Origin of the sequence: Clostridium sp. (genome assembly GCF_050717635.1) — a bacterium.
In the GTDB taxonomy this organism is placed as follows: domain Bacteria; phylum Bacillota; class Clostridia; order Clostridiales; family Clostridiaceae; genus Clostridium_AD.
In genome coordinates this window covers 169415-194598 of record NZ_JBOITO010000007.1, presented here as the reverse complement: position 1 = coordinate 194598, position 25184 = coordinate 169415, and the positions used below count along the sequence as shown (strand labels likewise).

General features: G+C 30.8%; 24 protein-coding genes and 1 tRNA gene. All 25 read right to left on the bottom strand.

What is annotated here, in order from left to right:
* Positions 1 to 88 precede the first annotated feature (88 nt).
* The 25 genes from ACREWB_RS04225 to ACREWB_RS04105 all read right to left on the bottom strand — a co-directional run bounded on the left by ACREWB_RS04225 (position 89) and on the right by ACREWB_RS04105 (position 24796).
* Positions 89 to 892 (bottom strand): lipid II flippase Amj family protein, encoded by an 804-nt coding sequence (locus ACREWB_RS04225; protein WP_431546228.1) that lies wholly within the window; start codon positions 890 to 892, stop codon positions 89 to 91.
* Between the two features lie 75 nt (positions 893 to 967).
* Positions 968 to 1043 (bottom strand) — tRNA-Ala (locus tag ACREWB_RS04220).
* Positions 1044 to 1273: 230 nt separating this feature from the next.
* Positions 1274 to 2536, bottom strand: a complete 1263-nt coding sequence (locus ACREWB_RS04215) for a tyrosine-type recombinase/integrase (protein WP_431546227.1) — start codon at positions 2534 to 2536, stop codon at positions 1274 to 1276.
* Positions 2537 to 2609: 73 nt separating this feature from the next.
* The gene (locus ACREWB_RS04210) at positions 2610 to 2921 is read right to left on the bottom strand and encodes a helix-turn-helix domain-containing protein (protein WP_431546226.1); all 312 of its coding nucleotides are present in this window, start codon (positions 2919 to 2921) and stop codon (positions 2610 to 2612) included.
* Positions 2922 to 3313: 392 nt separating this feature from the next.
* Entirely contained in the window at positions 3314 to 3745 is a 432-nt protein-coding gene (locus ACREWB_RS04205; RefSeq protein WP_431546225.1) for a hypothetical protein, read from the bottom strand.
* A 174-nt stretch (positions 3746 to 3919) separates the two neighbouring features.
* Positions 3920 to 4636 carry a hypothetical protein gene (locus ACREWB_RS04200; protein WP_431546224.1) on the bottom strand — a complete coding sequence of 239 codons (717 nt, stop codon included), beginning with the start codon at positions 4634 to 4636 and terminating at the stop codon, positions 3920 to 3922.
* A 482-nt stretch (positions 4637 to 5118) separates the two neighbouring features.
* The gene (gene ltrA, locus ACREWB_RS04195; RefSeq protein WP_431546223.1) at positions 5119 to 6540 is read right to left on the bottom strand and encodes a group II intron reverse transcriptase/maturase; all 1422 of its coding nucleotides are present in this window, start codon (positions 6538 to 6540) and stop codon (positions 5119 to 5121) included.
* Positions 6541 to 7150: 610 nt separating this feature from the next.
* Positions 7151 to 7756 (bottom strand): recombinase family protein, encoded by a 606-nt coding sequence (locus tag ACREWB_RS04190; protein WP_431546222.1) that lies wholly within the window; start codon positions 7754 to 7756, stop codon positions 7151 to 7153.
* A gap of 290 nt (positions 7757 to 8046) precedes the next feature.
* The gene (locus ACREWB_RS04185; RefSeq protein WP_431546221.1) at positions 8047 to 8718 is read right to left on the bottom strand and encodes a hypothetical protein; all 672 of its coding nucleotides are present in this window, start codon (positions 8716 to 8718) and stop codon (positions 8047 to 8049) included.
* A 1869-nt stretch (positions 8719 to 10587) separates the two neighbouring features.
* Positions 10588 to 11655 carry a hypothetical protein gene (locus ACREWB_RS04180; RefSeq protein ID WP_431546220.1) on the bottom strand — a complete coding sequence of 356 codons (1068 nt, stop codon included), beginning with the start codon at positions 11653 to 11655 and terminating at the stop codon, positions 10588 to 10590.
* Positions 11656 to 11830: 175 nt separating this feature from the next.
* Positions 11831 to 15184: a DEAD/DEAH box helicase family protein gene (locus ACREWB_RS04175; protein WP_431546219.1), complete on the bottom strand. Its 3354-nt coding sequence runs from the start codon at positions 15182 to 15184 to the stop codon at positions 11831 to 11833.
* 71 nt (positions 15185 to 15255) lie between these two features.
* A complete protein-coding gene (locus ACREWB_RS04170) occupies positions 15256 to 16392 on the bottom strand; it encodes a restriction endonuclease subunit S (RefSeq protein ID WP_431546218.1) in 1137 nt (378 codons plus the stop codon).
* A 1-nt stretch (position 16393) separates the two neighbouring features.
* Positions 16394 to 17851: a type I restriction-modification system subunit M gene (locus tag ACREWB_RS04165; RefSeq protein ID WP_431546217.1), complete on the bottom strand. Its 1458-nt coding sequence runs from the start codon at positions 17849 to 17851 to the stop codon at positions 16394 to 16396.
* 179 nt (positions 17852 to 18030) lie between these two features.
* The gene (locus tag ACREWB_RS04160) at positions 18031 to 18810 is read right to left on the bottom strand and encodes a hypothetical protein (protein WP_431546216.1); all 780 of its coding nucleotides are present in this window, start codon (positions 18808 to 18810) and stop codon (positions 18031 to 18033) included.
* Positions 18811 to 18983: 173 nt separating this feature from the next.
* Positions 18984 to 19151, bottom strand: a complete 168-nt coding sequence (locus tag ACREWB_RS04155) for a hypothetical protein (protein ID WP_431546215.1) — start codon at positions 19149 to 19151, stop codon at positions 18984 to 18986.
* 77 nt (positions 19152 to 19228) lie between these two features.
* Positions 19229 to 19498, bottom strand: a complete 270-nt coding sequence (locus tag ACREWB_RS04150; RefSeq protein ID WP_431546214.1) for a hypothetical protein — start codon at positions 19496 to 19498, stop codon at positions 19229 to 19231.
* 320 nt (positions 19499 to 19818) lie between these two features.
* The gene (locus tag ACREWB_RS04145) at positions 19819 to 19986 is read right to left on the bottom strand and encodes a hypothetical protein (protein WP_291640406.1); all 168 of its coding nucleotides are present in this window, start codon (positions 19984 to 19986) and stop codon (positions 19819 to 19821) included.
* A 169-nt stretch (positions 19987 to 20155) separates the two neighbouring features.
* A complete protein-coding gene (locus tag ACREWB_RS04140) occupies positions 20156 to 20500 on the bottom strand; it encodes a hypothetical protein (protein ID WP_431546213.1) in 345 nt (114 codons plus the stop codon).
* Entirely contained in the window at positions 20497 to 20901 is a 405-nt protein-coding gene (locus ACREWB_RS04135; RefSeq protein ID WP_291640409.1) for a hypothetical protein, read from the bottom strand. Before ACREWB_RS04135 ends, ACREWB_RS04140 begins: the two co-directional genes overlap by 4 nt.
* A 42-nt stretch (positions 20902 to 20943) precedes the next feature.
* The gene (locus ACREWB_RS04130; protein ID WP_291640410.1) at positions 20944 to 21249 is read right to left on the bottom strand and encodes a DUF960 family protein; all 306 of its coding nucleotides are present in this window, start codon (positions 21247 to 21249) and stop codon (positions 20944 to 20946) included.
* 208 nt (positions 21250 to 21457) lie between these two features.
* Complete coding sequence (locus ACREWB_RS04125; RefSeq protein ID WP_431546212.1) at positions 21458 to 21949, bottom strand: hypothetical protein; 492 nt, start codon at positions 21947 to 21949, stop codon at positions 21458 to 21460.
* 251 nt (positions 21950 to 22200) lie between these two features.
* Entirely contained in the window at positions 22201 to 22725 is a 525-nt protein-coding gene (locus ACREWB_RS04120) for a hypothetical protein (protein WP_431546211.1), read from the bottom strand.
* The gene (locus ACREWB_RS04115) at positions 22674 to 22904 is read right to left on the bottom strand and encodes a hypothetical protein (protein WP_291640416.1); all 231 of its coding nucleotides are present in this window, start codon (positions 22902 to 22904) and stop codon (positions 22674 to 22676) included. Before ACREWB_RS04115 ends, ACREWB_RS04120 begins: the two co-directional genes overlap by 52 nt.
* A 39-nt stretch (positions 22905 to 22943) precedes the next feature.
* The gene (locus ACREWB_RS04110; protein ID WP_431546210.1) at positions 22944 to 24329 is read right to left on the bottom strand and encodes a hypothetical protein; all 1386 of its coding nucleotides are present in this window, start codon (positions 24327 to 24329) and stop codon (positions 22944 to 22946) included.
* 302 nt (positions 24330 to 24631) lie between these two features.
* Entirely contained in the window at positions 24632 to 24796 is a 165-nt protein-coding gene (locus tag ACREWB_RS04105) for a hypothetical protein (protein ID WP_431546209.1), read from the bottom strand.
* Positions 24797 to 25184 lie beyond the last annotated feature (388 nt).

Sequence of the window (25184 nt, the reverse complement as noted above, 5' to 3'; positions counted from 1 at the left end):
AACCCCCAATTTATTTAATATGCATATTATTACACATCTTTTTATATATGTCAATTTAATTATTATTTTACATGTGCCTGTCACATCTCTATATACTTGTTGCAATAAATCCTATTATTTTTGCTGCTGGAACTAACAATAATTGTGCTAACATAGTGCCAGTTATTAATGCACCTACTATAAAAATTATACATCTATCAAATTCTAGTTCTAAACACTCTCCCCTTATAACATCATCAGTTAACATAGAAACATACGGATCTACAAATATAAATAGTATTAATGTTGCCATTCCATTTATAACAGAAGATAATGTAATGCAAGTAGTTCTTAATTCTGGGTTTAAACAACCAGCATACAACGCTGCTAATACACCTACCGTCGAAATTGAAAAAGCTATCAGATTTAAAAGGATTATTTTCTTAGGTATCTTTCTAAGACTCTTTAGTTGTTTAAAATTTTCCTTTTGTGGTTTAGTAATACTTTTCTTAAATTGTTCTATCCCTGATTTAGAAAATCCATGTAATAAAAGCCTAGGCATAGAACGATGGGTACTAAAAGACTCCACCGCCTTACTAAAAACCTTTATAAATGTTGGAATTAAAAGAGCCCCTGTAATTGTTGCTATAGTTTGCGCTATTAAAATCCATCTAAAAGTACCTAGCATATTTGCTGCTGTTCCCTGTTTTATTCCATTTTCAATGGTTTTACTTAATAATGGTGCTTGTATTGTATATGCGGTTCTAGATACCAATGCAAAAATATTAAATACAGCAAACGAAACTGCTATTCTCCTTGTTCTTACTCCCACAATTCTTACAGCATATGCCAGCGTTGCTATAACTGAAATAACAAATGAAAGAATAAGTACAATAATTACCTGTGTGGTCATATCTTATACCCCCAATATTTTTAGATTGAAAATAATCCTATAAATTAAAAAGGACTCGCTATACAGCAGTCCTTTTGGTGGAGATAATGGGACTCGAACCCACGACCCCTTGAATGCCATCCAAGTACTCTCCCAGCTGAGCTACATCCCCTTATACAATTTATTATATACTAAAAAAAGTAAATATTCAATACATTTTTTACATAGCAAATTATATACAAAGCCTTGAAATATAGTGCCTAAAGGCATTTTTCATTATCAGTTTTAAATTAATACTTTCACTATATATATCATTATTATACTCTCTAAATATACAGTTTTATTGTATATTTTGTGCTGAATTTTTAACTTTGTAGCCAATTTTGTAGCCAATATCCTTTTTTACTTTAAAGTTAGCATTTCACCTAAACATTTTTCTATTAGTTCTTTATTGGTTTCAGCAATTTTTGTAGACACTTCATTTATATATTTCATGGATGTTTCATGTTTTTTATGTCCCATACATTTCATAATTTCAATTCCCGTAGCTCCATTCTCGGCTAACATTGTTGCTACAGTATGTCGCACTCGATGTAGACAAAGTCCTTTTAATTCATTACTATTACGTTTAATATATCTGTTAATGGTAATTCTCAACCCACTGTAGGTCCAATTTCCATTTCTTGTATTACCAAATACATAATCCTCATCTTCAACACCGGTCTTACTAATTTGAGGTGCTTCTTTTTTCCATTTCTTAAGAACATTAACAATTGCTTCGGAAATTCTGATATCTCTGTCGCCGGTACCTTTTTTTGTAGTGCTTAATACAGTTTTACTATCTAACTTGTTTCCATTGTCATCATACGTTAACTCAAGCGTGATAGCTCTCCTTACCTGAATTATGCCTTTATCTAAATTAACATATTCCCACTTCAATCCAAGTACCTCCTGTGTCCTCATACCTGTATTCATCATTAACTGAAATATAGGAAAGATAAGCTGGTTATTTTCTAAAACCTTATAAGCTAGTTGAACTTCCTCCTTAGTGAGTCCAATCACTTTATTTTGAAATTTTTTAGATTTTGGTTTGCTATAATCTCTCTTCTTAAAAGGATTGATTGTAATGTATTCATATTCACAACCCCGTTCAAACATGCGCCCCACAATATTCTCAATTCGCTCAAGAGTTACCTGAGAATATTTATAATCGCCTTCGCCTTTATCAATTTTTTCCATGTATCTAAAAAAGCCATTTATACTCTGAGTATCAATTAAACCTATTGATTTCCCCTCAAAGTATTTCTCAAAGTGATTTAAGCTATACTCATAGTTTTCGTAGGTTCGTGTTGAAATTTGTGATTTTCCCCAAAGACCTGACAACTTAAATTCTTTTACAAAATCCTTAACCAAAGTTTCACTGTTAATCTGTGGTTTACTGTCAATCTCAGTTTCTACATTGTCTACAAAATTTTCCTCTTCTAAGAACGCACGCATTTTTATTAATACATCTTCTTCACTTTTACCAGTGAAGGTCTTTCTATTTCTTTTTCCATCTTCACCTTTAGGCAAACTTGCAGCAGCACCGTAACGTCCATCCTTCATTTTGTATACACTACCCTCACCATATAACCCACGTTTTTCTTTTTTCTTATTTTTTGCCATGTTGGTATATCCCCTTTTTTTATATATTTTTATATGATTGGAACGCTGATAAAGCCAATAGTCAAGAGCTAATTTATTTTTTGATAGCGGCCCCTGTTATTAAGTAAGTCGCCAATGCAATAACAGGAATCACTTTACGCCTTCCAATGGTTCTAACTGGTAATTCCTCCTTCTTCAACATTTCATAAATGTTGGATTGTCCAACATTTAATTCTTTCTGTAACTGTTTTACATCAATACAAGATGTATTGTATTTATTCATTAATATCTCAGTTTGAATCTGTATCAACTTTTCAATATCAACATTTTTTTCTTTAGCCTCTTCCTCGTTTTTAATAGTTTGATCGGCATTATAAAACATACCATAATTGTGTTTTTTTACCATAGCGAAAACTCCTTCGTATTTTATTTTCACTACGTTATACAAACAATGATGTTTTACATAGCATAGGCCCTAAAACTGCCCATGCTTACAGCTCTTTTCTCATACGTTGTTTAACTTTTTTTAAAACACTATCACTACTTTTTTGAACTCTTCAGTTGATTGCAATGCATACCGTATAAATTAACAATGCCTATTATTAATCTTATAATCCCATTTTTTAAATAATTGTATTATTTGATATTTTTACTAGCCCCCATAAAGCAGAATTAATCACTTAGAAACAAAAAAGACGTACATTCACCTTCAACAGGTAATGTCCGTCTCTATTCCAACTAGTCATTTAATTGCCTTAATTTACTCCAACATTTAATTCACAGTTTGCTTAGCATTAATTATTTTGTAACATAAACTTTTCTTAACATTTCAGCATAATCAATCATAATTCCAGCTATAATTAAATCAACATTATCTTCTGTAACCTTTTTACCACTTCTATCCTTAATATTTTGTGAAGCACCAGGTATACTATCATAAAAGGTATCAAATGTTTCTGTTGTACAAATCTTGCCACCAGATTGTGATACTCTATTTGAAATAAACAAATCATTATTATTTACAATAAAATGTGCATAAGCATATTTTTTAATAATTAATTTTCCACTTTCTGTAGCAGAGTGTGCTTCTAAATCTTTATCCTTTAAATGACACCTATTACCATAATTACCATATGATGCCTCAAAAAATTTATCTAATTTACTAAGCTTCTTATTGATAATACCTTTTATATTATTTGATTCTAAAAACGTAGAAAAATATATTTGCATCCATTTACCTCCCATTAATTTAATACTTTTAATGTATATTATTTGAATTCAAAAAATATGTTTTAATCATTATGTCATAACATTTAAACAACATTATATTTTGCTTTATAATTTCATTTGTTCTTGTCTCTCCTATATTATTCATGTCAACAATTTCAACTTCATTAATCTAATTCAAATTTTAAGATGTTTAGTAATAAGTTCTTTTTTAAAATATACTATAAGATCTTCTATATCTTTATAATCTAATTGTACTGCTGTTCTATCTTCAATATTTAGTGCTTTCAGTATTTCTGTATAAATTGTTTGCTTCCCATGCTCATAAAATCTATCTGTAACTAAACGTTCAAATTTAGAAATCCATATTAATGATTTTGGATCAGTCAACGCATCACGCCTATTCTGACCAACATATTCTCTAATAGGAACACTACCGATTCTACCTTTGATATTTATATAGACTCCCATATTGGCGCAGTGTTTAGGATCTATTCTTTCTAATTCAGCGTTTGTATAATTTAATGATATATTTTCGTTTACTCCTAGAAATACTTCATTAAACATAAGTCGTTTTTGGGGATCCTTAGCATGACACAATATATACAGTAAAGTAAACAAGCTCTTTTTATATCTAAAGGGTAGCGTTCCAAAATTTTTTCTGAATGTTGTTCTAATACTCCCTGTACCCCCTCGATACTTTAATCTGTTCAAATTTAATATGGGCATCCCAACTATCTCAGAATACTCTATCAATTCACCGTTATATGAAAAACATCCTGCTTCAAGTAATGCTTCAATTGTAGCTCCTTTTCTATTTTCAAACACTTTTTTAGATATTTCCTCTAGCTTTGCCCCAGACTCTTCTGTAATGCTAACATTTAATACTGCCATAAACCTCCACCCCACTTAAATATTAATATTTGAACTATTAATTAGCATGTGTTAATAACTATGTTCTATATACTATATGTAAACTACTCCTATTGTGTTACAGTTAATTAATAAAAAACATTTGAATAGAGTATTTTGAAATTTACCTTTTCCATAAAGTTTATAAACTATTTATAACAACGATGTATTATACTTTACTATAACCATTTATTCTGATAATAAGTGATTTAGCTAAATTAACACGCCTTCTAAAGCCTATGAAATCAATAGTTTTTCCCGCATTTTAAATATTTTTATTTGAACCCGTCAACCCTCATTATGTTCAATTTTTATTTATTATTACCTATAAACTCCATATACCAAATCCATAAAGTCTAATCACCATACATGAATTTACATAATCGAGTAGAGGCTAACAATTAAAATGTTTCGCCCCTCTCACAACACCCTACGTACCGTTCGGTATAAGGCGTTTCACTAGTTTACGGTTTAACGTGGCTATAATACTCTGAAAAGAATATGTAGTTATGTTCCTTTAAATCATTGTTTGTTAATGTGCGACTCATGATTGGGCTTTTGGAGATTCTCCAGTAGCCTTTTCTTGTGTTTGCGTATTCCCATGCTTTACTTTTCCCAATGCCAAGCGAAATTAATTTACTAAATCTAGTTCTAACTCTCTTCCATTGCTTCCAATAAACCATTCGAATTCGTCGTCGCATCCATTTGTCCACTGTTTTAAGTAATGATTTTATGTCTGCAATCTTAAAATAGTTAATCCATCCCATAATGTAACGTCTTAACTTTGTTGGTCTTTCTTCATTACTTAATCCATAACTTCTCCCTGTAAGAACCTTAATTTTGGCTCTCATCTTGATAATAGACTTTGGATGTATTCTCACCCTAACTTCACCCTTGGTTTTGTAAAATGAAAATCCAAGGAACTTTAACTTCCATACTAGGTCTACCTTCGTCTTTTCTCTATTTACTTTTAGAAATAGTTTCTTTTCCACAAATGATACAGTGTTATCCATAATACGCATTGCACTTCTTTTACTTTTACAATAAATCATAATGTCATCTGCATACCTTGCAAATCGGTGTCCTCTAGCCTCTAATACTTTGTCTAATTCATTTAACATAACATTCCCAAGAAGCGGGCTGAGTGGTCCACCTTGCATAACACCCTCAATTGTTTCTTCAAAGGTGCCTCCTATTACTACTCCAGCCCTAAGATATTTATGGATAAGTGAGATTACTCTTCCATCCTTAATTGTCCTAGATAGGATTTCAATAAGTTTGCTATGGTCGATTGTATCGAAATACTTTTCTAAATCCATATCTACTGCGTAGTTATAACCTTCTTGGATATACTGTTGGCATTTCCGTATGGCTTGCTGCGCACTTCGATTTGGTCTAAATCCGTAACTGCTATCTGAAAATTGGACTTCATACTTAGGGCTTAAAATCTGCGCAATTGCTTGTTGGATAACTCTATCAACTGTAGTTGGTATTCCTAACTTTCTTTTCTTAATCCCGTCTTCTTTAAGTATTTCCACTCTCCGAGCGGGATTGGGACGGAATTTCCCGTCCATGACTGATTGTTTCAAAGTAATCCAATTTTCGTTGAGATAAGCACGAAGTTCATCGACTTTCATCCCATCTATTCCATGGCTTCCTTTATTTGAAATAACTCGTTTTAAGGCAACTCTTACATTTTCCTTATCCATAATTTTCTCTAACAATCTGTCATTTACCACGAATCCATTGGTGATGTTGTTTTCAGTTATCTTTAAAGAAGCATACGCTCCTGCATTGCTTTCATGTTCCGCATTATCCTCTTGCCTAGAGCCTTCAAAATTAATTTGAAGTTGGCTGTATTTAATTTCTTCATTAGTAACTTTCATTTACTTTCACCTCCTAATGTTCAGTCCTTCCCAAATATCGTTAACAATATCTGGTACTATGACCTCTGCTGACTTCTCATGATAAACCGTTTTCGACCATGTTTTGAAATTCATCTCTGCATGTCCATGAGATATCCCAGGGTAAGACAATTCACTTTCATTCCATGCACCCACATTCTTTACACCTATTCGTCTATGTAGTTATCGGACTTTATCTTGTTTAGCAGACTCATCCCCAAATAGTTGCCTGAAAATGTTCGTATTCCTTGGGTCGGAACTTTGCCTAGGACTTCCTTCAGCTCACACCTCACGGTGGATACCTTGTCTTCAGCTAGTGGTTGGTAACTACAGACCCCCACAGTGGACTTTCACCACCTAGTTAATTGCCATGCCTGGCACACTAAAAAGAGTACCTCAATTATAATTGAAGTACTCTCATTAATTTCAACATATTTATTTTGTGTAATCCCACTTAATGTGGTCTCTCTTTATTATTGTTCAATGCTATCATTTAAAATCTCTTAATCTGTTATTCTATCCGGGTAATTACTTATCTTTAATTGAAGCTGATAATTCACCATTTTCCATTATATATACATTCCGAAGGTATCTAAATACCTTTCTCATATTTTTTAGCTAGCTTATAAAAAGTATTCCTTTTAATTCCTAATTTCTCCATACACTTAACAGCAGTAATATCCTCACTTTTCCATTTCTTGTATACTTCACTCCAATTGCTTGGATAACTTGCAGCAGGTCTACCAACTCCCTTACCACCGTTCTTTGCTTTTAAAATTGCAATACCTTCAGCTTGTCTCGACCTAATATTTGTTCTCTCTTGCTCTGCCATTGTACTTAGAACCTCCAGCAGTAGATTATTAATCATATCAATTAACCAGTCTTGACCCTCTTGTAGCTCCATCATAGTCGTTGGTATGTCTAATATTTTAACTCTTACGCCTTCTGTCTTAAAATATTCTAACTCTTGTTTTATCTGTATCTTATTTCTACCAAGCCTATCCAGTGACTTAATATAGATTGTATCTCCACTTTGTGCTACCTTCCTAAGTAATTGATACTGAGGTCTGTCCATATCCTTACCGCTTAATTTATCTGTAAAAATATATCTTGCATCAACATATTTTTCTAGCTCTACCAGCTGCCTATCAAGATTCTGTTCCTTACTGCTAACCCTTCCATATGCGTATTCTCTCATTTAAAAACCTCCAACACTTAATTTATTTGGATGAGAATACCAGAATTGTTTCTAATGGTCAAGTATAATTTATAAACATTTATTTATTATTTTTCAAATCTTTATAAGCACAATTTATAACCTTTTAATCATTACTCTAAAGCTACACCTTTATAAACTCTATATAACTATAAATCACAACTAGCCGTAAAATAGACTAACAATACTAACTACTTAGTTCAAAACAAAAAAATTACAATCACTCTTAACAAGTAACTGCAATTATTAACTAGTTTTCAAACTGACTCAAATTAGTCAATCATATTTTTAATTAATTCATACCTCTCTTTATCCTCAAATGTTAAATTTGAAATTGGCGAAGTCATTAGGTAAAGTAAGTACCCTACTGACTCTGGAAGGTTGCTTTCTACATAGTGTATGCTTTTTTTGAAGTAGGGTGCTATTATACTCATAATTTCACTAAACTGCTCCTCAGAACAAGTGTCCTTGACATCAACTCTAGGTATCTTTAAAACTAAATTATCAGTTAGCATCTTATTTTTCTTTGAATAATCAGCATAGGCTAAGTTAAATTGTTTCTCATAAACATTTAAATCACAAGAAGAACTAGTCAAAATTTTATTTATCATCGTATCTTCAAAGTACCTAGCCAGTTTACGAGTATCGTAGTCAATTTGTGATTGTGCAGTTTTTATATTAATTGTTTCTGAGTCACCCACCATATCATTATAATTAGTTATTACAGAAGCAACTGATGGAAGACTGCTTCTAATGTAGATCTTACTAGTCTCAGAAACTATTTTACTATTCAAAACTAAATCTATATATCTTTTTAGATAGTCCTCTCTTTTTTTATCTAATCCTCTCTTGGCTATGTTACCAACTGACCTCTCCAGTACCTCTCCAGAAGGTCCTACAAAACAACTATAAACTTCTCTGGTCATTCTTAATAAGTATTTCATAATTTAACTCCACCTTTCGTTTAATTTATTAAATGCCTTTTTTACTTTTTTCATCTAACTTTCAATACTTTTTACCTGAATTATTTTTCACCTGTTTTCCTAAACATTTTATTTCTCTCAAATCCCCTCATTCTCTACTCAATTTTCGAAATACCCCTACCTAAAAACCTAACTTCAAGAAACTTTACTTTAAGTAATTTTTAATTTACTTATATTTAACTAAGTTTTATGCTCTTTTTTAAGAATTTAAACTTTTTAAAAAGGCACTCCATCAAATAACCTAAAAGCTTAAATATAAAATTTACTTAAGCATTAATTTCAAATCAAATTATTATTTTTAGTGACTTCAGCCCCAAAATTATTAGACATTCAACCTTATAAACAATTATTAAATGACCATTACCTTCACTCCTTGGACTAATATGTATATCATGCAGGACTTTTATATAACAGAATTACTTTTTTATCACTAGCCAAAATACTGAATATTAAACACATTTGCTTTCTTCAAATACAATATATTTTAAAATGTTTATTTTATAACACTAGTTAATATTGAGCTTAAATTTCCCATTCAAATAATCGAAATTAGCTTCTTAACTGAAAGTGTAAAAACTAACAGCTAGCTTAATTTAAGTATTTTAATTGAGATCATTATTTTAAAAATAATGATTTTAGTTTTAATGCCTATATTTTCAAGCTAGCCATTCTAAAGTCTAAAAAATTATATTAATATTTATAAAATATAAATTCTCATAAAATAAAGGAATGTGCTTACTCAATAATATAAGCACATTCCTAATAATTCAAAATATTTAGTTTATTTACTGTGCTTAGAACTTCATCAGCCTAATCTGATGCTATACTTGAAGACACATAGCCTCCTACAATGTATTATCTAAAAAACCTTAATTACCCCTACCAATGCTATTTATATGCGTTTATTAAGTATCTAACTTACTTTTATGTCTTTAAAACTTCCTTTCTCTTACAGAATAAATTTCTGTTTAAACTTTATACTCAGGTTCCTTTTAAATTTAAATATTATCATTTTAGTATATGCCTACTCACTAATTAACAAGTGGTAAAAAGCCTACAAACCCTTGAAAATCAAAACTCTCTATAATCAATTTTGGACATTATTAAACTTAACCCATACTAATACACCAAAAACTTAAATAAACTCAACCTGGCTCATTTGGTGAGTTTTGACACTTAAAATCTACTATCCTCAACTAAACTTAAATTATACACTCCCTATAAATACAATAAAATTCCAAAATAAAATAGCACCTCTAATTTAATTAGAGGTACTATTTATCAATTTTATAGCTTCTTTATAATACTTATTGTTCTCATTATCTATTTTAAGTTTCTTTCTGTCTCAATTCCTTTTAGTATTTTTTTAAAATGGAAGTATTCATATATTTTTTAAATGTCTATATTCTTTTCTTATTAAACAAATAACTTAATTACATCATATCCAGTTAATCTTTAAATGCTGGAAACTTATATCTTATACATTTTAACTTTTGTAGCTCCTAATACTAATCATTTGAGTATATCCTATAGCACTCAATTTTATCATCCCACCAGCGCTTACAGTTCCCATTGTTATAATTAAATATACTTACTTGTTTTATCTTCCTTTTAAATATAACTTGTATATAATTTAGTTAAATTTAACTAAATTCTTAATCCTTAATCCTTAATCCTTAACATATTTATATTAACCTTTGTATCAGTCGAATAAACTACCCCTATGGGCTTTGCTACAATTTTCATATTATCTCTCCTAAAACATATGTTCGTATATGTTTTATAACATTTACTTAAATTCATATGCCTCTTAATTTCCTTTTAAGTCTCTTATAAATCTTGAGGAAGTAAATCATCCAGTTCTTCCTCTTCTAATAATTTAGTATTGTCTCCTTCTAGAAGAGATGTAGCAACCTCTTGCCCTAACTCAAATATTCTCTCATTAACAGCGATTTTTGTATTTTTAGTAGTCAATGTAAATATATCCATGCAAATTAAATTCAAATTTTCTTCAATAATTTTCTTAGCAATGTCTCCATTAATTTTATGTTCTTCGCAAAGACCAATAATATTTAGTTCTTGCTTCAGGGCCTCTATTTTACTACCAGATGCTGATAACTTACCTTCATTAGTATAATTTCTATAGACATACCCTATAGCTCTATTTAACAAATCTTGCATCATCTTAATTGACGTTGGATGTCCAAATAGCTTCTCGTACCATGAACCTGATTCTATTTTTATAGGCCTAAGCGCATAATCTGTTGCAGATATACCTACAATAGTACAGACTCTTTCATATATAGTATTTACAGCAACCATGTACTTTCCGATTTCTTTAACTGTCATATCTTCTCTATAAAATCTTATTGTTATAGTCCTACTTTCAGGATACAGATTATTATTTTGCACCTCAGAATTTATATTTTTCAAACATGAAGATATTAAGAGAAAATTATCTATCTCTCTTATAGTTGTACTAATAACAGAAATAAAGATCGTAAGTTTTTGTGGAACGCATTTATCCAGTGGTGTATTTATAAAGTCAAATAATAAATCACAGCAACTTTCTAAAGTAGTTGCTAATTTTCGAATAGGCTCGTACATCTCTGAATCAATATTTTCAAAAGATTCCAATATATAATTTGTTTTCCAAACATCCTTTAAGCTGATTTTTCTTGATTGTGACTGAATATTTTCTAATCGAGTAAGAGCCTCCTTAGTAACACTGTTAACATTTGATCCATTAACCTGCGAGTGAACATGTAAACCTATTAAATATGAGCTGTACTCCATATAATATGCTTCTACACCTTTTAACTGTGTTTTAAAAGTGTCTAGACCTTGTAATTTTTCATGTAATTCATTATAATTGTTTGATACATCACTAAAAATCATTATTTATCCCCCTATTATTATTGTACTTCATAAAATATCACTGTATAATAGAGCTATACTCAATGACATATTTTTTTAATAAACTACTTTATTTATCTATTTTAGCTCTTACAACTTCATGCCATATAGCACATCCCTAAGCCTCTTTAATCCTTCTGCTGAGAGATCAACACGCTTACCCTACTTCCTCTGCACTAATCTTAATACTAGATACAATTCCCATAAGCTTTCTTGCATCATCCATATTTTCTTTAAATAACTCAATAATGCTTCCTACAGTTCTAAAAGGATCTTCTTGAAGAACTCTATTGTCATCTATAAATCCATTAGTAACTATATAATCTACTATAAGATTAACAAAGTGAATCTGCTTTGTATTTAAAGATTTATTGTTTAAAAACTCTGAGAAAGCTTCGTTTGTTGCTTGTCTATCTAGTCCTACTATTTTTCTAACTAATTTATTAACTGGCATTTCACCAAATTCTTTCTCATATTCAGCATGTGTACCTAGCTCTTTCCACATTAAATCTTCTAATACATTCAAGTCTTGCTTGGTAAGCCTTTTGTTGTTTCTAAGCTTAAATATAGCTATTTCATCCTTATGCTGTTTAAGATAAAACTCAACTTTCTTCCTATAATTTTTAAGGTCATTGGAGTTATAAAAAGCACCCCCACTATCTTCTCTAACAAGCAAATCATCAAAGTGAGTCGTATATATTATTTGTATTTCTTTTTCAAGGTACTTCAATAATTCTCTTAGTGCTTCTCTAACAGAATCTAGTTCAAAAATATCTGCTGACTCCCAAAACTCAGCTGTCATAACCTTTTCTATGACATACCGTTGAGCGTATACCTCTGGTATTGTTCCAAGTTTTGAAAGTGCTTCAGCAGTTTGAATTACAGCTTTAATAGGCTTTGTTGCATTTCCATTTTGAAGCTTTGCAAGTTGTATTGTATACAGTGCTGCATCAAATCTCTTTGCAAATTCATCATCATTTAAAGGAATAACTAGAGAAGAAATGTGTTCTTTAATATCATTTACGCTTAGAATTCCAAGTACTGTCCATTCATTAGATGATTTATATTTATGAACATATTTCAATTCCATCCTCACTCTAAAGTTATCTTCATTCAATGCGTTTATACTTGAATTTGCTTGCTCTATTAAATTTTCTCTAAAATCTATATATTCTTCTTCTTGATATTTAATTTCTTGAAGTTCTTTAATTATATCTATCTTTAAATTAAACGTTTTTTCAGTTAAACTCTCAACTACGCCTCCATCAAAACCTTTAGGGTTTGCTCTAAAGAAATCAAAGTTGTTACAGAAATCAAAGACTAAGAATTTTTCTTTATCCAATCCTAGTCCTAATAAGTCGGGACACAGTCTCGTACCTCTACCTATCATCTGCCAAAACTTAGATTTGGATCGTATCTTTTTAAATAGTACTAAGTTCAATATTTCTGGTATATCTATCCCCGTGTCTAGCATGTCTACTGATACTGCTATTTGAGGCATTTTTATTGCATCTGAAAAATCTTCTATTAAAATATCCACGTAATTAATAGAGTAATCAATCTCCTTACAGAAATGACTGCCTACTTCAGGAAAAATCTTGTTAAATCGATCTACAATAACTTTTGCATGTCTATTACTTTTAGCGAATATTATTGTCTTACCTAGTTTGTCTCCACCTTCAATTTTTAAGCCTTTATCCATTAGCCTATTTAATACTAAGTCTATTGTATTTTCATTATACAGCCATTCATTAATAGCTGTACTTGAAATCTCTTCACCTATATTCTCATCATCGTCAAAAGTATCTTCATATTCTTCTTTATCCTCATCAGATAAACTATCATATCTTATACCATCCTTCATTAGCTTAGACTCATATTCTAAAGTCTCATAGCTTACTAAAAAGCCATCTTCAACTGCTTTATCTAATTCATAGGCGTAGGTTGGAACACCACTTTCTAAATCAAATATGCCATAGGTATTTTTATCTATCTCATCTTTTGGTGTTGCAGTTAAACCTAATAGGCAGGCATCAAAATAATCAAATATAGCTTTGAATTTTTTATAAATACTTCGATGTGACTCGTCTATAATTATTAAATCAAAGTGTCCAGGAGTAAGTATCCTTTTTCCATCTTTAGACTTTGTATCGTCTATAGCATTCATCATAGTAGGATAAGTCGAAAATATCATTCTTGCCTCTTCTGGATTATCTTTGTTGTCTAGTAAATTACACAAGGCTAAATCAGGCAAAAGCTTAGAAAAATTCTTTTTTGCCTGTTTTACTAATGCTTTTCTATCTGCTAAAAATAAGATATTTTTAGCCCAATTATGCCTTGTTAAAACATCCACTATAGATATTGCTGTTCGTGTTTTACCACTGCCTGTTGCCATAACAAGTAGCATTTTCCTTTGCCTTTTATCCAAAGATTCACATACTGCAATTATTGCTTCCTTTTGATAGTATCTATTTGCTATACTATCTTTCATTTCAAGATTATTAAATGATTTCTTACTAGTTCTTCTATCAATTAATAATTGTAGTTCTTCTTTTTTAAAGAACCCATAAACCCTTCTTTCTGAATATCCATTAAAATCATCCCATAAAAAGGTTTCAAATCCATTGGTATAAAATATTATAGGTCTTTGACTGAACTGTTTTTCTAAACAATCAGCATAAAGTTTCGCCTGCTGTTGTCCTACCTTTGGCTCCTTGCTACTTCTCTTAGCTTCTACAATAGCTATAGGTTTACCATTTCCACCATACAATACATAGTCAACATATCCTAGTCCTGAATCAGTTGGCATACCAGTGACTTCAATTTCTTCTCCAATATCTCTTCCGAAATCCCAGCCCGCTAGCTTAAGCTCAACATCTATATATCGCTTTCTTGTTTCAAATTCACTGATTTCATCTATGTTAAAGTCATAATTCTCATAACTAGTATTAATCTTTCTCTTTTGTGTTAACTCTTCCCTTAGGTCCTCATTTTGTTTTATTGTTTCCTCAAGTTTTTTATCCTTTGAACTTAGTTTCTCATAAAGGTCTTTAAGCTCCTCTGGTCTAGTTCTCTTGTCGTCCCCTTGTAATAAAATATCTTCATTAAACTCACCAGCAGTATATTCATCTGCATAGCAATAATCAATCCAAGAAATAAATTGGTGAAGATTATGAAGACCCAGAATTGCCTCTTCACGCTTAATATTAGAATTGGTATGCACAGCCACATTTCCAAGACTAATTATGTATTTTAACATTCTCAACATCTTAGAATCTACAAGAACAATAAAGCTATTATCATGAATTAAGCTTGACAACTTATCTTGATAAGGTAATTTCAGATCTTGGTCAAAGCTATATAGCCACTTAACAGATAGCTCTAAAGCTCTTCTTGTGAGTATTGCACAAGTAGCTGGACTTACTAATATACTCTTCTCAGCCTCAATACATGATGCTGTGAAGCTTGCAAAAATCTCTTTGTCACTTAAAAAATTAAAATTCCCCCACATTTTTATCCCCCCAAAGATATCTTTTAATATTTGCTAATTAAGTTTCCATAAAGCTATAAAACAATTACTTTTCAGTTAAATAATTCCCCTTTAAATGACTTCTGCATTATGACATTTAAGTTGTTTTCTAGTTGTGTTAGGCTTTGCTTTAGTAGCTCCTTTTGTATTTCTATATTTTCTACTATTCTTGAAAATTTGTTTTGAAGTTCTATTGGTGGAACTATAACTTTTAATTCACTAAGTATCTTTAAGTTAATATTCTTCTGCGCTGACTCAGGCGCTGAGTCCTCTAATATTCTTTGTAGAAAAGACATCCATAACTGAATAAACATATTATTCGTCTCTGCTTTAGGTATAAATGCTACTACACTATCTGGAAAACAAGCATCAAATGTTAATATTGATGTCTTTGCTATATTTGCCGCTATTGTAATGCATAAAGTTCCAGCACACCACATCTTGCTTTGTTTCAAACCAAATTCAGAATAAGTTTGATGATATTCTTTTAGATATAACCCTGCTTTTGATATGTCACCAGTCTGAATTAGTGGATAGGACCCGTTTAGCAGCTCTGGAGCATTCCTTGGTCTATGTTTAGATTTTCCTCTACTTAATTCTCCGAGCTCACTTAACTCTTTCTTTTGCCAATTCATAGAATTGGTTACAGGTTCACCAAACATATCATAAAATACACTTTTTATTAATTCATCTAAACCTTCTAATTGAGCTCTTCTTTTATCTATTAAGGTTTGAACTATCTCAACTGATTCTACTATCTTATTTTGTATTTCTAAGTCAAGCCATGGTATTTCTATTTCTTCCAATGCTGTCTTTGATATATGTGGTATAGTTGCTCCAGTGCATTTTTCTCTTAAATATCTGGATTTACTTCTCAAGAATAGCCCCGCAAATCCTGATGTAGTACCCTTCCTTTTGCACTTTAGAACTGCTAATGTACTTCCTATAGCTCCCTCGATACCAAAACCAATAGTACCAGCATTAGCACCATCCCAAGCTATGATAACATCTTCTTGTTTTGCTAATACATAATTCCTATTTTTATCACAATATTTAAGATAATTATTATTTCTTAAATCATCTATTTGTATACATCTAATTGTACTATCTTTTTCATATTTAACTTGTTCTACTTTTTTGCCTTTTGATATTTTAAAAACATCTTTAACTTTAACGTATTCTATGCCCATTTTATTCACCTATCATTCTTTCTAATTCTTCTAACCCTGCTGATATCTCTTGTTCAAGTCCTTTGATTTTCTCTAAAATAGTACTAGGAGCCTCATAAACTATTTCATCATATACTGTTTCCTTATATTTATTAATGGATAGGTCATACCCATTCTCTCTTATTTCTTCTACCGGTACAAAGAATGATTTATCTGTTCTTTTTCTGTCTACTTCTTTATCTAAATTGCTAAATCTTTCAATAATATCAGGTATATCATTATTCCCGCTTGGACTTCTCTTGTCATCTAAGCTATAGCCATCTGCTTTCATGTCATAGAACCATACTTTGTCAGTTCCACCAGCACCTGTTTTAGTGAATATCATTATAGCTGTTGATACCCCTGCATATGGTTTAAATACTCCACTTGGCATTGATATAATAGCCTCAAGCTTATGGTTATCAATTATTTCTTGTCTTATAGATTTATGTCCTCCTGTTGATCCGAAAAGTACACCGTCTGGAACAATGGAAGCACCACGACCACCCTTTTTTAATGTTCTTAAAAATAAAGCTAAAAATAAAAGTTCTGTCTTCTTTGTTTTGGTTAGCTTTAATATATCTGCTGATACTGCTTCATAATCTAAGCTTCCCTTAAATGGAGGATTTGCTAATACTAATGTAAACTTCTCTTTATCCGTATTTACTTCTGAAAGAGAATCCTTATATTCAATGTTTGGATTATCAACTCCATGTAACATCATATTCATAGCACCAATTCTAAGCATGGTTCTATCCATATCAAAACCATAGAACATGCTGTTATTAAAGTGTTCCTTTAAGCCCTGCACTAAAAATAAATCAGAATGATTATCTCGTAAATATTGTTGTGCGGATACTAAAAATCCTGCTGTACCAGCTGCTGGGTCTACTATGATGTCTTCTGGTGTTGGTTTCATAAGTTTAACCATCATATTAATTATATGTCTAGGTGTTCTAAACTGCCCGTTAGTACCTGCTGTAGAAACCTTTGAAAGTAGGTATTCATAAAGATCTCCCTTTGTATCCTTTCCTTCCATATCTATATTGCTTATTCCATCTACTATTTTAGAAAGCATTAATGGAGTAGGTATTTTAAATATTGCATCGCCCATATACTTTGAATAAGCAGAAGCATCGTCTCCATGAAGTGTCTTTATAAATGGAAATACTTCTTCTAGCATTACCCTATACATTTCAGTAGCTTCAAAGTCTTTAAATTTGCTCCATCTTAAGTGTTGTTTATCACTTGGAAACATACCGTTAAACTCTAAACTTAAAAATGATGCTTCGCTTTCACTTGTTGTTTCATTATCATCTAAGCCTTTTATAAATAAAAAATATGTAAACTGCTCTATAACCTCTAATGGATTACTAATTCCACCAGTCCAAAATGTTTCCCATATTTTATCTACTTTACTCCTTAATTCACCTGTAATCATTAGTTTTCCTCCAAATAAAAATAATTGCACTAGTTTAAACCAATGCAATTATATTATACACTTTATTATTGTATTTTCCCATATTTTTCAACATGTTTCGTAAATATTAGTTTCAATGTCCATAAAAAAAAGACTGTCACAAATAACTTGCGACAGTCCTTAATAACATAGTTATAGTTTTATTTTCTCTTAGTTTTTCGGTGAGTAACTAATTTCTTTTCTACTACAGGTTCTTCTAGTAGTTTACCTTCCTTATTTGCTGGTGTATTACCATAATTTAAATGTTTGCCATCAGGTTTAGTCACAATTTCAGCAGTTACTTTAGTAGTTTCAAGAGTATCAAATGTAGTTTCTATACTGTCTACTTTTTCTGATTCATTGCCTAAGTCAGTTAAAAATTGTTCCTTCTGCAAATTCACCTCGTCAACTTTAGGTGAAACAGAATCAATTACTGTACTTTCAGCATACAAAAGCTCCTTAACCTCAATATCTTTTTTTGTTCTTTGGTCTAAAATGCTCACACCTTTACATACCTCAATTTTACCTTCAACCAATCGTACCCCTGCTACATATCCACCTATATCAATGAGTCCCTTTAATTGTTGAGTCTTAAATTTGAATCTGGCACACTTATTTGATATGAGTATATATAGTTTTTCCTTGTCTGTTTTAATCACTCTTGTTACTGCATAAGTACGACTTATCATGCTAGTAGTAGGATTTAATGGTCTATATCTGCCTACGGATGATTTCACCATCAGGTTACATATGTTGAATCCCTCCTCATCAAGTTGAATTTCTCCATCGTTCAGTTTCAGTCCATTTACTTGTCCTCGAATAATTAGATCTTTAACTACTTTAGGCGTTGTTTCCTCAAACTCATGTGTATTCTCATCATATAGTGTATATCCAGCCGTCCTTGTTTGTCCAAGTTTTAACATGCATGCCACTGTTTTCATATAAACCATTCTCCTTCTTTATTTAAACTTCTATTGTTTTACAACTTTGAGGAGAATTGTAACGCAAGTACTTCGATTATTCAACTATTTGCACTCAATATTTGTTCAATAAAAAAACACCTTCAAAATCAATTCAAAATGCTCTTATTATGCTTTAATTCATTGCAACTTGTCTATTTATTGAACGGATAGGTCTGACCTTCAAATAAACCACCATAATTGTAATTACCAAGTCTTACTTCTTCAACTTCTTTGTCACATGCTTCTTTATATAAAGGGTGCTTTTTTTCTTCATCATTGCATTCAATACATATTACATCAGTGTTGAATCTTGACATCATGCGCATAATTAAATATTTATTACAACGTTGGCAGTTCTCTTCTTTAAAAAAATTAGCTATTATAATCCACTTCCTCTCTAATCATTTATATATATACTGTCTTCACCTGAACGCATGCCTCCCCACTCTGATGCCCAAATATTGACCGTCTTTCCGTTTATAAACTTCACTACCAAAATGACACTGTCAGTTATATTAATCTCTTTGTCACTGAAATTAATTATTTCTTTGTAATCATCATCAGTATGTTTATTATATACATCGGAAATGTAGGCTGACTCTACCAACTCGTTACCAAACATTTCCTTAGCGTATGTAGTTAAATCTATATCCATTAATTCACCCACATTTCACATATTATTATTTATATCTATTAAGCCGCAATATCTTCTTTACTTCTGTACTTTCTAAAAAACCACTTATAGCAATTAAATTATACCGACCAGTTTCCTTAATTTGAAACCATTTGCCATTTAGTACATCCGTCTTCGATACATTGAAAGAACCATGAATTGATGCTACATGTCCATCACTTTTTACAAATAACCCTACAACTGATATTCCCTTCAGTAATTTGCTATAAATATTCTCCTTAGTATACAGTCCTGTCTTTTTGCTATCATTTAATGGTCTTTATCATTTTATTAGCTGCCTTAATTTATTATATTTAGAGTTCTTTTGTATTCTCTGCTTTTACTTTTTTCTTAGATGTTATCCTTACTTTAATATATTCTAAGTCCGGCTCAAAAGCATCTTTGTCTTGCAAATAGTCTACTGCTAAACATATATCCTTTAAACTTAGTGTTGATCCTACATTAAATCCTATTACCGCCATGGTCTCACCGCCTCTTTTAATCTTCTTTCTATTAAACAAAAATATGCCTTGTTTTCAGATTTTACTTTTTTATAATTAGCTCTTAAAGTCTAATTCTATAAATCTATGTAAAATTGCAAATTAAAAAGTATAACAGCTTATAAACTACTAGACCTTTTAACTTAAAGCCTTATCTTATTATTATACTTTTATCAAATTCTTCAATCTCTATAAACCCAAACAAACTTAAGAAATGAAAGGTACTTAACCCTTCTTTATCTTGAATCTCCACAACATCTGTTGTGGACAACTCTTTATTGTAATTGTCAAATATCTTATCAAGATTATTCATTTCTTTATTCTCTAGTAGTAACATATAAATTTCAGGTATAATCTCATCTGTATTTAATTCTATAGAATCTTGAATTTCATCCATAGGTAGTGTTTGGTCTATTGTATAAATTCTAAAGGTTATTTTAGCTCTGTTTTTTCTTTTTCTAACTTTGGTGCTATTCTTAGTTTTAATGCTATTCATTTCTTTTCAACTTCCTTGTTTGCATCGTAACATGCATCACAGAGGGTTTCGACCCAATTTCCATCCCTGAAACTCCCAGGCCCTCCGCATTCCTCACAGATGCTTTCTGATTTATTTTCGTACACACTTATTAGCTCATGAACTTCCATTAAACTTGATCTTGCATCAACTCTTAATCCACCGTACTTCTCTTTAGTTCCGTCTATACAAAAATCATAAATATCTACGTTATTATTCTTTTCATATATTTCTTCAATTTCTTTAACTAATTCAATTATTAGGTCATTCCAGCCCACTGCGTAACCATGATGTTCAATTAGCTGTCGCCATATGTATTTTGTTGTATCAATATTCGGGTATTTATCAGCTAGCGTGACCTTTATCAAATGTGGATACTTCATATTTAAAGCCTCCATTCCTTTATACTATGGACCTTATAAACTTTAATACTCATTAGCAATAAGCATTGTACTATAGTCATCTTCTACAATGATATAAACTTTAGCCTCCACAGGTCCATCTGTAAAGTATTTGTAAGTTTTACTATATTGTGGTTCTTCCTGCGTATGTTCTATCTCTTGCACTATACCTTTCATATTAATCTTTGTTCTCAATTCAAAAACCTGTAGATAGTCTTTTTCGCTAATGTCCATTTCATCATATAAATCCCAGAGCTTCAAATACATCAAAGGATTCTTTTTATTCATTTCACGTATGCCACGTGTTATGTACCTGTCTTTTTTATCCATTCTTTACCCCACCTTTTCTTCAATTTTAAAATTATATTTTCGTAAAAGCTGGGGCAATTGTAATACATAAACAAATTAAATTCAATAGAAAACTAAAATTTATTTTTCACCTATAAACTCAACAATTTCAACACTTTGCCTCGCTTCTTAATCATTAATTATAAGACTAAAAGCCACCTAATTTAAGGTAGCTTTTAGTCCTATAACGTTATAACCACACTAAGGTCTGAATTTCACCATCTATAACTGTTACCTTATTATATATAGATTGTCCATTTGCTATCCTTTGCTCTTTTTCCACTTTATACTTGGAACTTACAAACTGCTCATTCCATAATCTTTGTGATATCCTTAAAATCCTAATGTCCTTATAAAATGATTCGTCCCCACAGTTTTTGATTGTCATATTAATGAAATAATAGATGTTGTTAAAATTTTTACAGTCAAAGTATGTAGCTGGCTCATCTTCAAGTATCCCTATAAACTCTTGTTTAGTCTTACCTGTTATAACGTTATCAACTATTAGATCCATTGGAATTTCGTCAATAAGCTGCTCCAACACATCACAGCGTTCTGCACACTCGTTCCACTCTACCTCAAAGCCCACTTTAGCTTTCTCGTTAAACCCATCTTCTGATAGTTCAAAACTTCTACGACTCTCTTGCTCGAAGGAATATACTGTATACTCATCTCTATTCACTTTAAAGGGCCTCCTTATTTATTCTAAATTTACACTGTACGTTTTTTACTGCTATATAAACTTTAACCTTAAACACTTAAATTTTAAAACTCAAATTTTAACTCCTGTACATACCATTTTCCCTTTTGTTTACCTCCCTCTTTTGGCCCTGTTAGCCCTCATTATTCATAAGACAATTTGTTTGTATTAGTATTGTATAAATTCAATCATATACATTATTTATTTTTACTTATTGATGGCTTATTCCTAGGTTATGATACTAAATAAAGAATACTTTTTAAATTTTCATGTATCCCACAATATATTTCACCAATATTATTTTCTAAATCAATCCTGATCCAAATATCATCTGCCCATTTGTTTTCTTCCCAACCACTAGTATTTAACCTATGCCAAAATATCTTTCCTGCAGTTATATCCACACCTGAGGACTGAAAACTAACGCCTATTGGTAGATCTTTATGTTTTTTACTTACGGCAGATATTGTTATAATTTCTACTTCATTTATTGATATGTCTATGTATACAATAACTCTCAAATGGTGTATTAACCTATTTCTTCTTGTATGTCTATCTAAAATTAAAGATTCATTTAGTCTAAATGCCATACTAATTGTTCTTACTCCAAATAAATCTACTATTATTCTTTCCTCTACTACACAATCTACAAGTAAACCAACACAGTAGCCATTTTTTAATATCTCTTTTTTATATTCTTCATCTCTTATGCTGTTAATAAGTTTTGTATTATCTTGCTCTTTATTTCTACCACCCATTTTACAATGCCCCTTCCAAATATTTTTTTACTTATTAATTGCATAACTTCTTCACAAGTTACCCCTTTATCTTTATTTAATATGTTGCTTAAATTATTTCTTAGTTGCTCATTCTCTATTAAATCTAAATCATTACTTATATCAGTTATACCCTTGTTTTTTCTTATTGTTAAAGACACTTTCTATTCTATTCTTTTATATGCTATAAAATAAGATTATTAATTTTTATAAACTTTTTTTGAGAAACCTCTCACCAACGTATAACCTTTAGGTAAATCTATGCCTAGCTTCTTAGCTACTTCTACCGCCTCTTCTCCAACATTTGCCCCTATGGGTAGTCTACGTAAGAAAGGCTGTATGTTCATTAGCTCTGCTATGTACTTTGACCTGTCAAAATGTCTAGTTATTACCTCCCCTCTAACCCTTGCATTATGCTCTTTTATTTCATAGTAAACCATAGGATTTAAGCCATGACTTTCATTTAATTTGACTATATCCTTAACTTCGTTGAACCAAACTAGTTCTTGTCGCTCTTCCATTGTTAATGTGCATGTTATGTTTATATAATTCTGCAATATCACATTTTCCATTGGAATGTGAGTTGTTTCCCATGCTGAGCTTTCTTTATACATGTCATAGAAAGTCTCATTCTTTGTATCATAGAACCCAGAAGTGTATGTATTGTTAGAAAATTTCATCTTCCATAACAGAATTACAGTGTCGTCTTCAATAACCTCCATAAGATAAATTTCTATAACCTCGCCACAATTTTTAAACTTAGCTGTAATACCTTCAGGTGGTAGCATAATTTGTCTCTGAGTTAGTTTTTCTTTTATTAATACCTGAGTATGATCCGATCTTTCAAATATATGATTAGCATTTACTAAGTCTGTAGGTTTCCTATAAGGTCTTGGTAATATTTTTATTGTTTTTTCTGTTATGAAGTAGGCCATAAAATCAAGCATATTTGTTGTTACTTGGTCATCTGCAATTATATCTAAACACTCTTGTATATCCTTTACTTTATAACCATATTTTTTAAAAATCTTGAGCACTATACTGTCAGGACTTGATACCTTTAAACTATTTCCCTCTCTACCTACTGTGTACATATCTATATTTATCTCTGTTAGCCATTTCCCTACCTCGTATACTGTAATTAGCCTATCTTTTTTATCTAAGCCACAGATGACTTTCTTTGTAGTTCCTACTAAATATGCATATTGCTGAACTATTATATCTTTGTATCCTACTAAAATACCGGGATTAGTATTATGTTTACACAAAGCAGTATATTGCAAGTAGTCAAGTCTAAAAAACTTCTTATATAACTTATTAGTTTTAATATAATCTGCCATTGTCATAAAAAATCGATGTAGTCCTTTTGCAAATCTACAAGGGTCAATCTTAGACAATATTAATTGCTTTTCATACTCTCTTATTAAGTATTGAACATCTGTATCGTCACTTTTTAAATATATACTGTTTATCAAATCCTCTACCGTTATGCTTTTTAACGCATCCTCTACTGCACCAACAGTAGCTATAGTGAAATGTTTTAGTATATTATTATTTTTACTTTTCTCTAATTTTTTACCCTTCATATTTCCCCCCATCCTTTTGTCCATCTGCTTAAACTCAAACTTTATTTTATGAAAGGATGATGCCAGATATTTTACCAAAATACAATATAAAAAACTCTGAAATTAAAATAAATCTATATAAAATTCATCATCACAACCCATGATTGTCATATTAATGTAATAGATCTGTCACTTAATTTTTTTTAATTTAAGTATATGTCAGAACATCCATTAATTGTTCCTATTAATACTTGATTCCTATAATTTTCTATATGAACATATATTTCTATTAAAGTGTTGAATTTATAAATATCTGTAAGCATTTAATAATTTAGAATATAAATAAACCAATTTATAGTATATTCCATATCATTTAGCAAATTGAACATTGGAAGTGTTGAAGCTATAAACTTCTGCTTAACCTCTGTTTCAAGATTTATAAAACGGAAAATTTTAATATTACTATTCTCTGTAACCCTTAAATTCATCTATTGCACCCTTTAGTTTCGACTATTGTATCAGTTGCTTTTACAACAGTTGACTGCAATCTTAACCACTTCCGCTTATTAATTACAACAACTTTTAAATTTATAATATTGATGATTTGCTAATGTCCCTCAAACTGTTTACCTGGTTTTATACCGACTTTAATATCTTCTGCCATACTGCTTATCCATTTTTGTGTCTATATAAAAACAAAAGGAGCTACAATTAATGTAGCTCTTTTCTCCAAGAGTATGTATACAAGGTTTGCAAATATAATAAGATCTAAATTCTACTTTTCTATAAAAAATACTAATATTCATGATTACAAAGTTATTACACTAAGATAAACTTTTATCTAATTGTAAAATCCTTCGCTCTAAATCTAAGCGA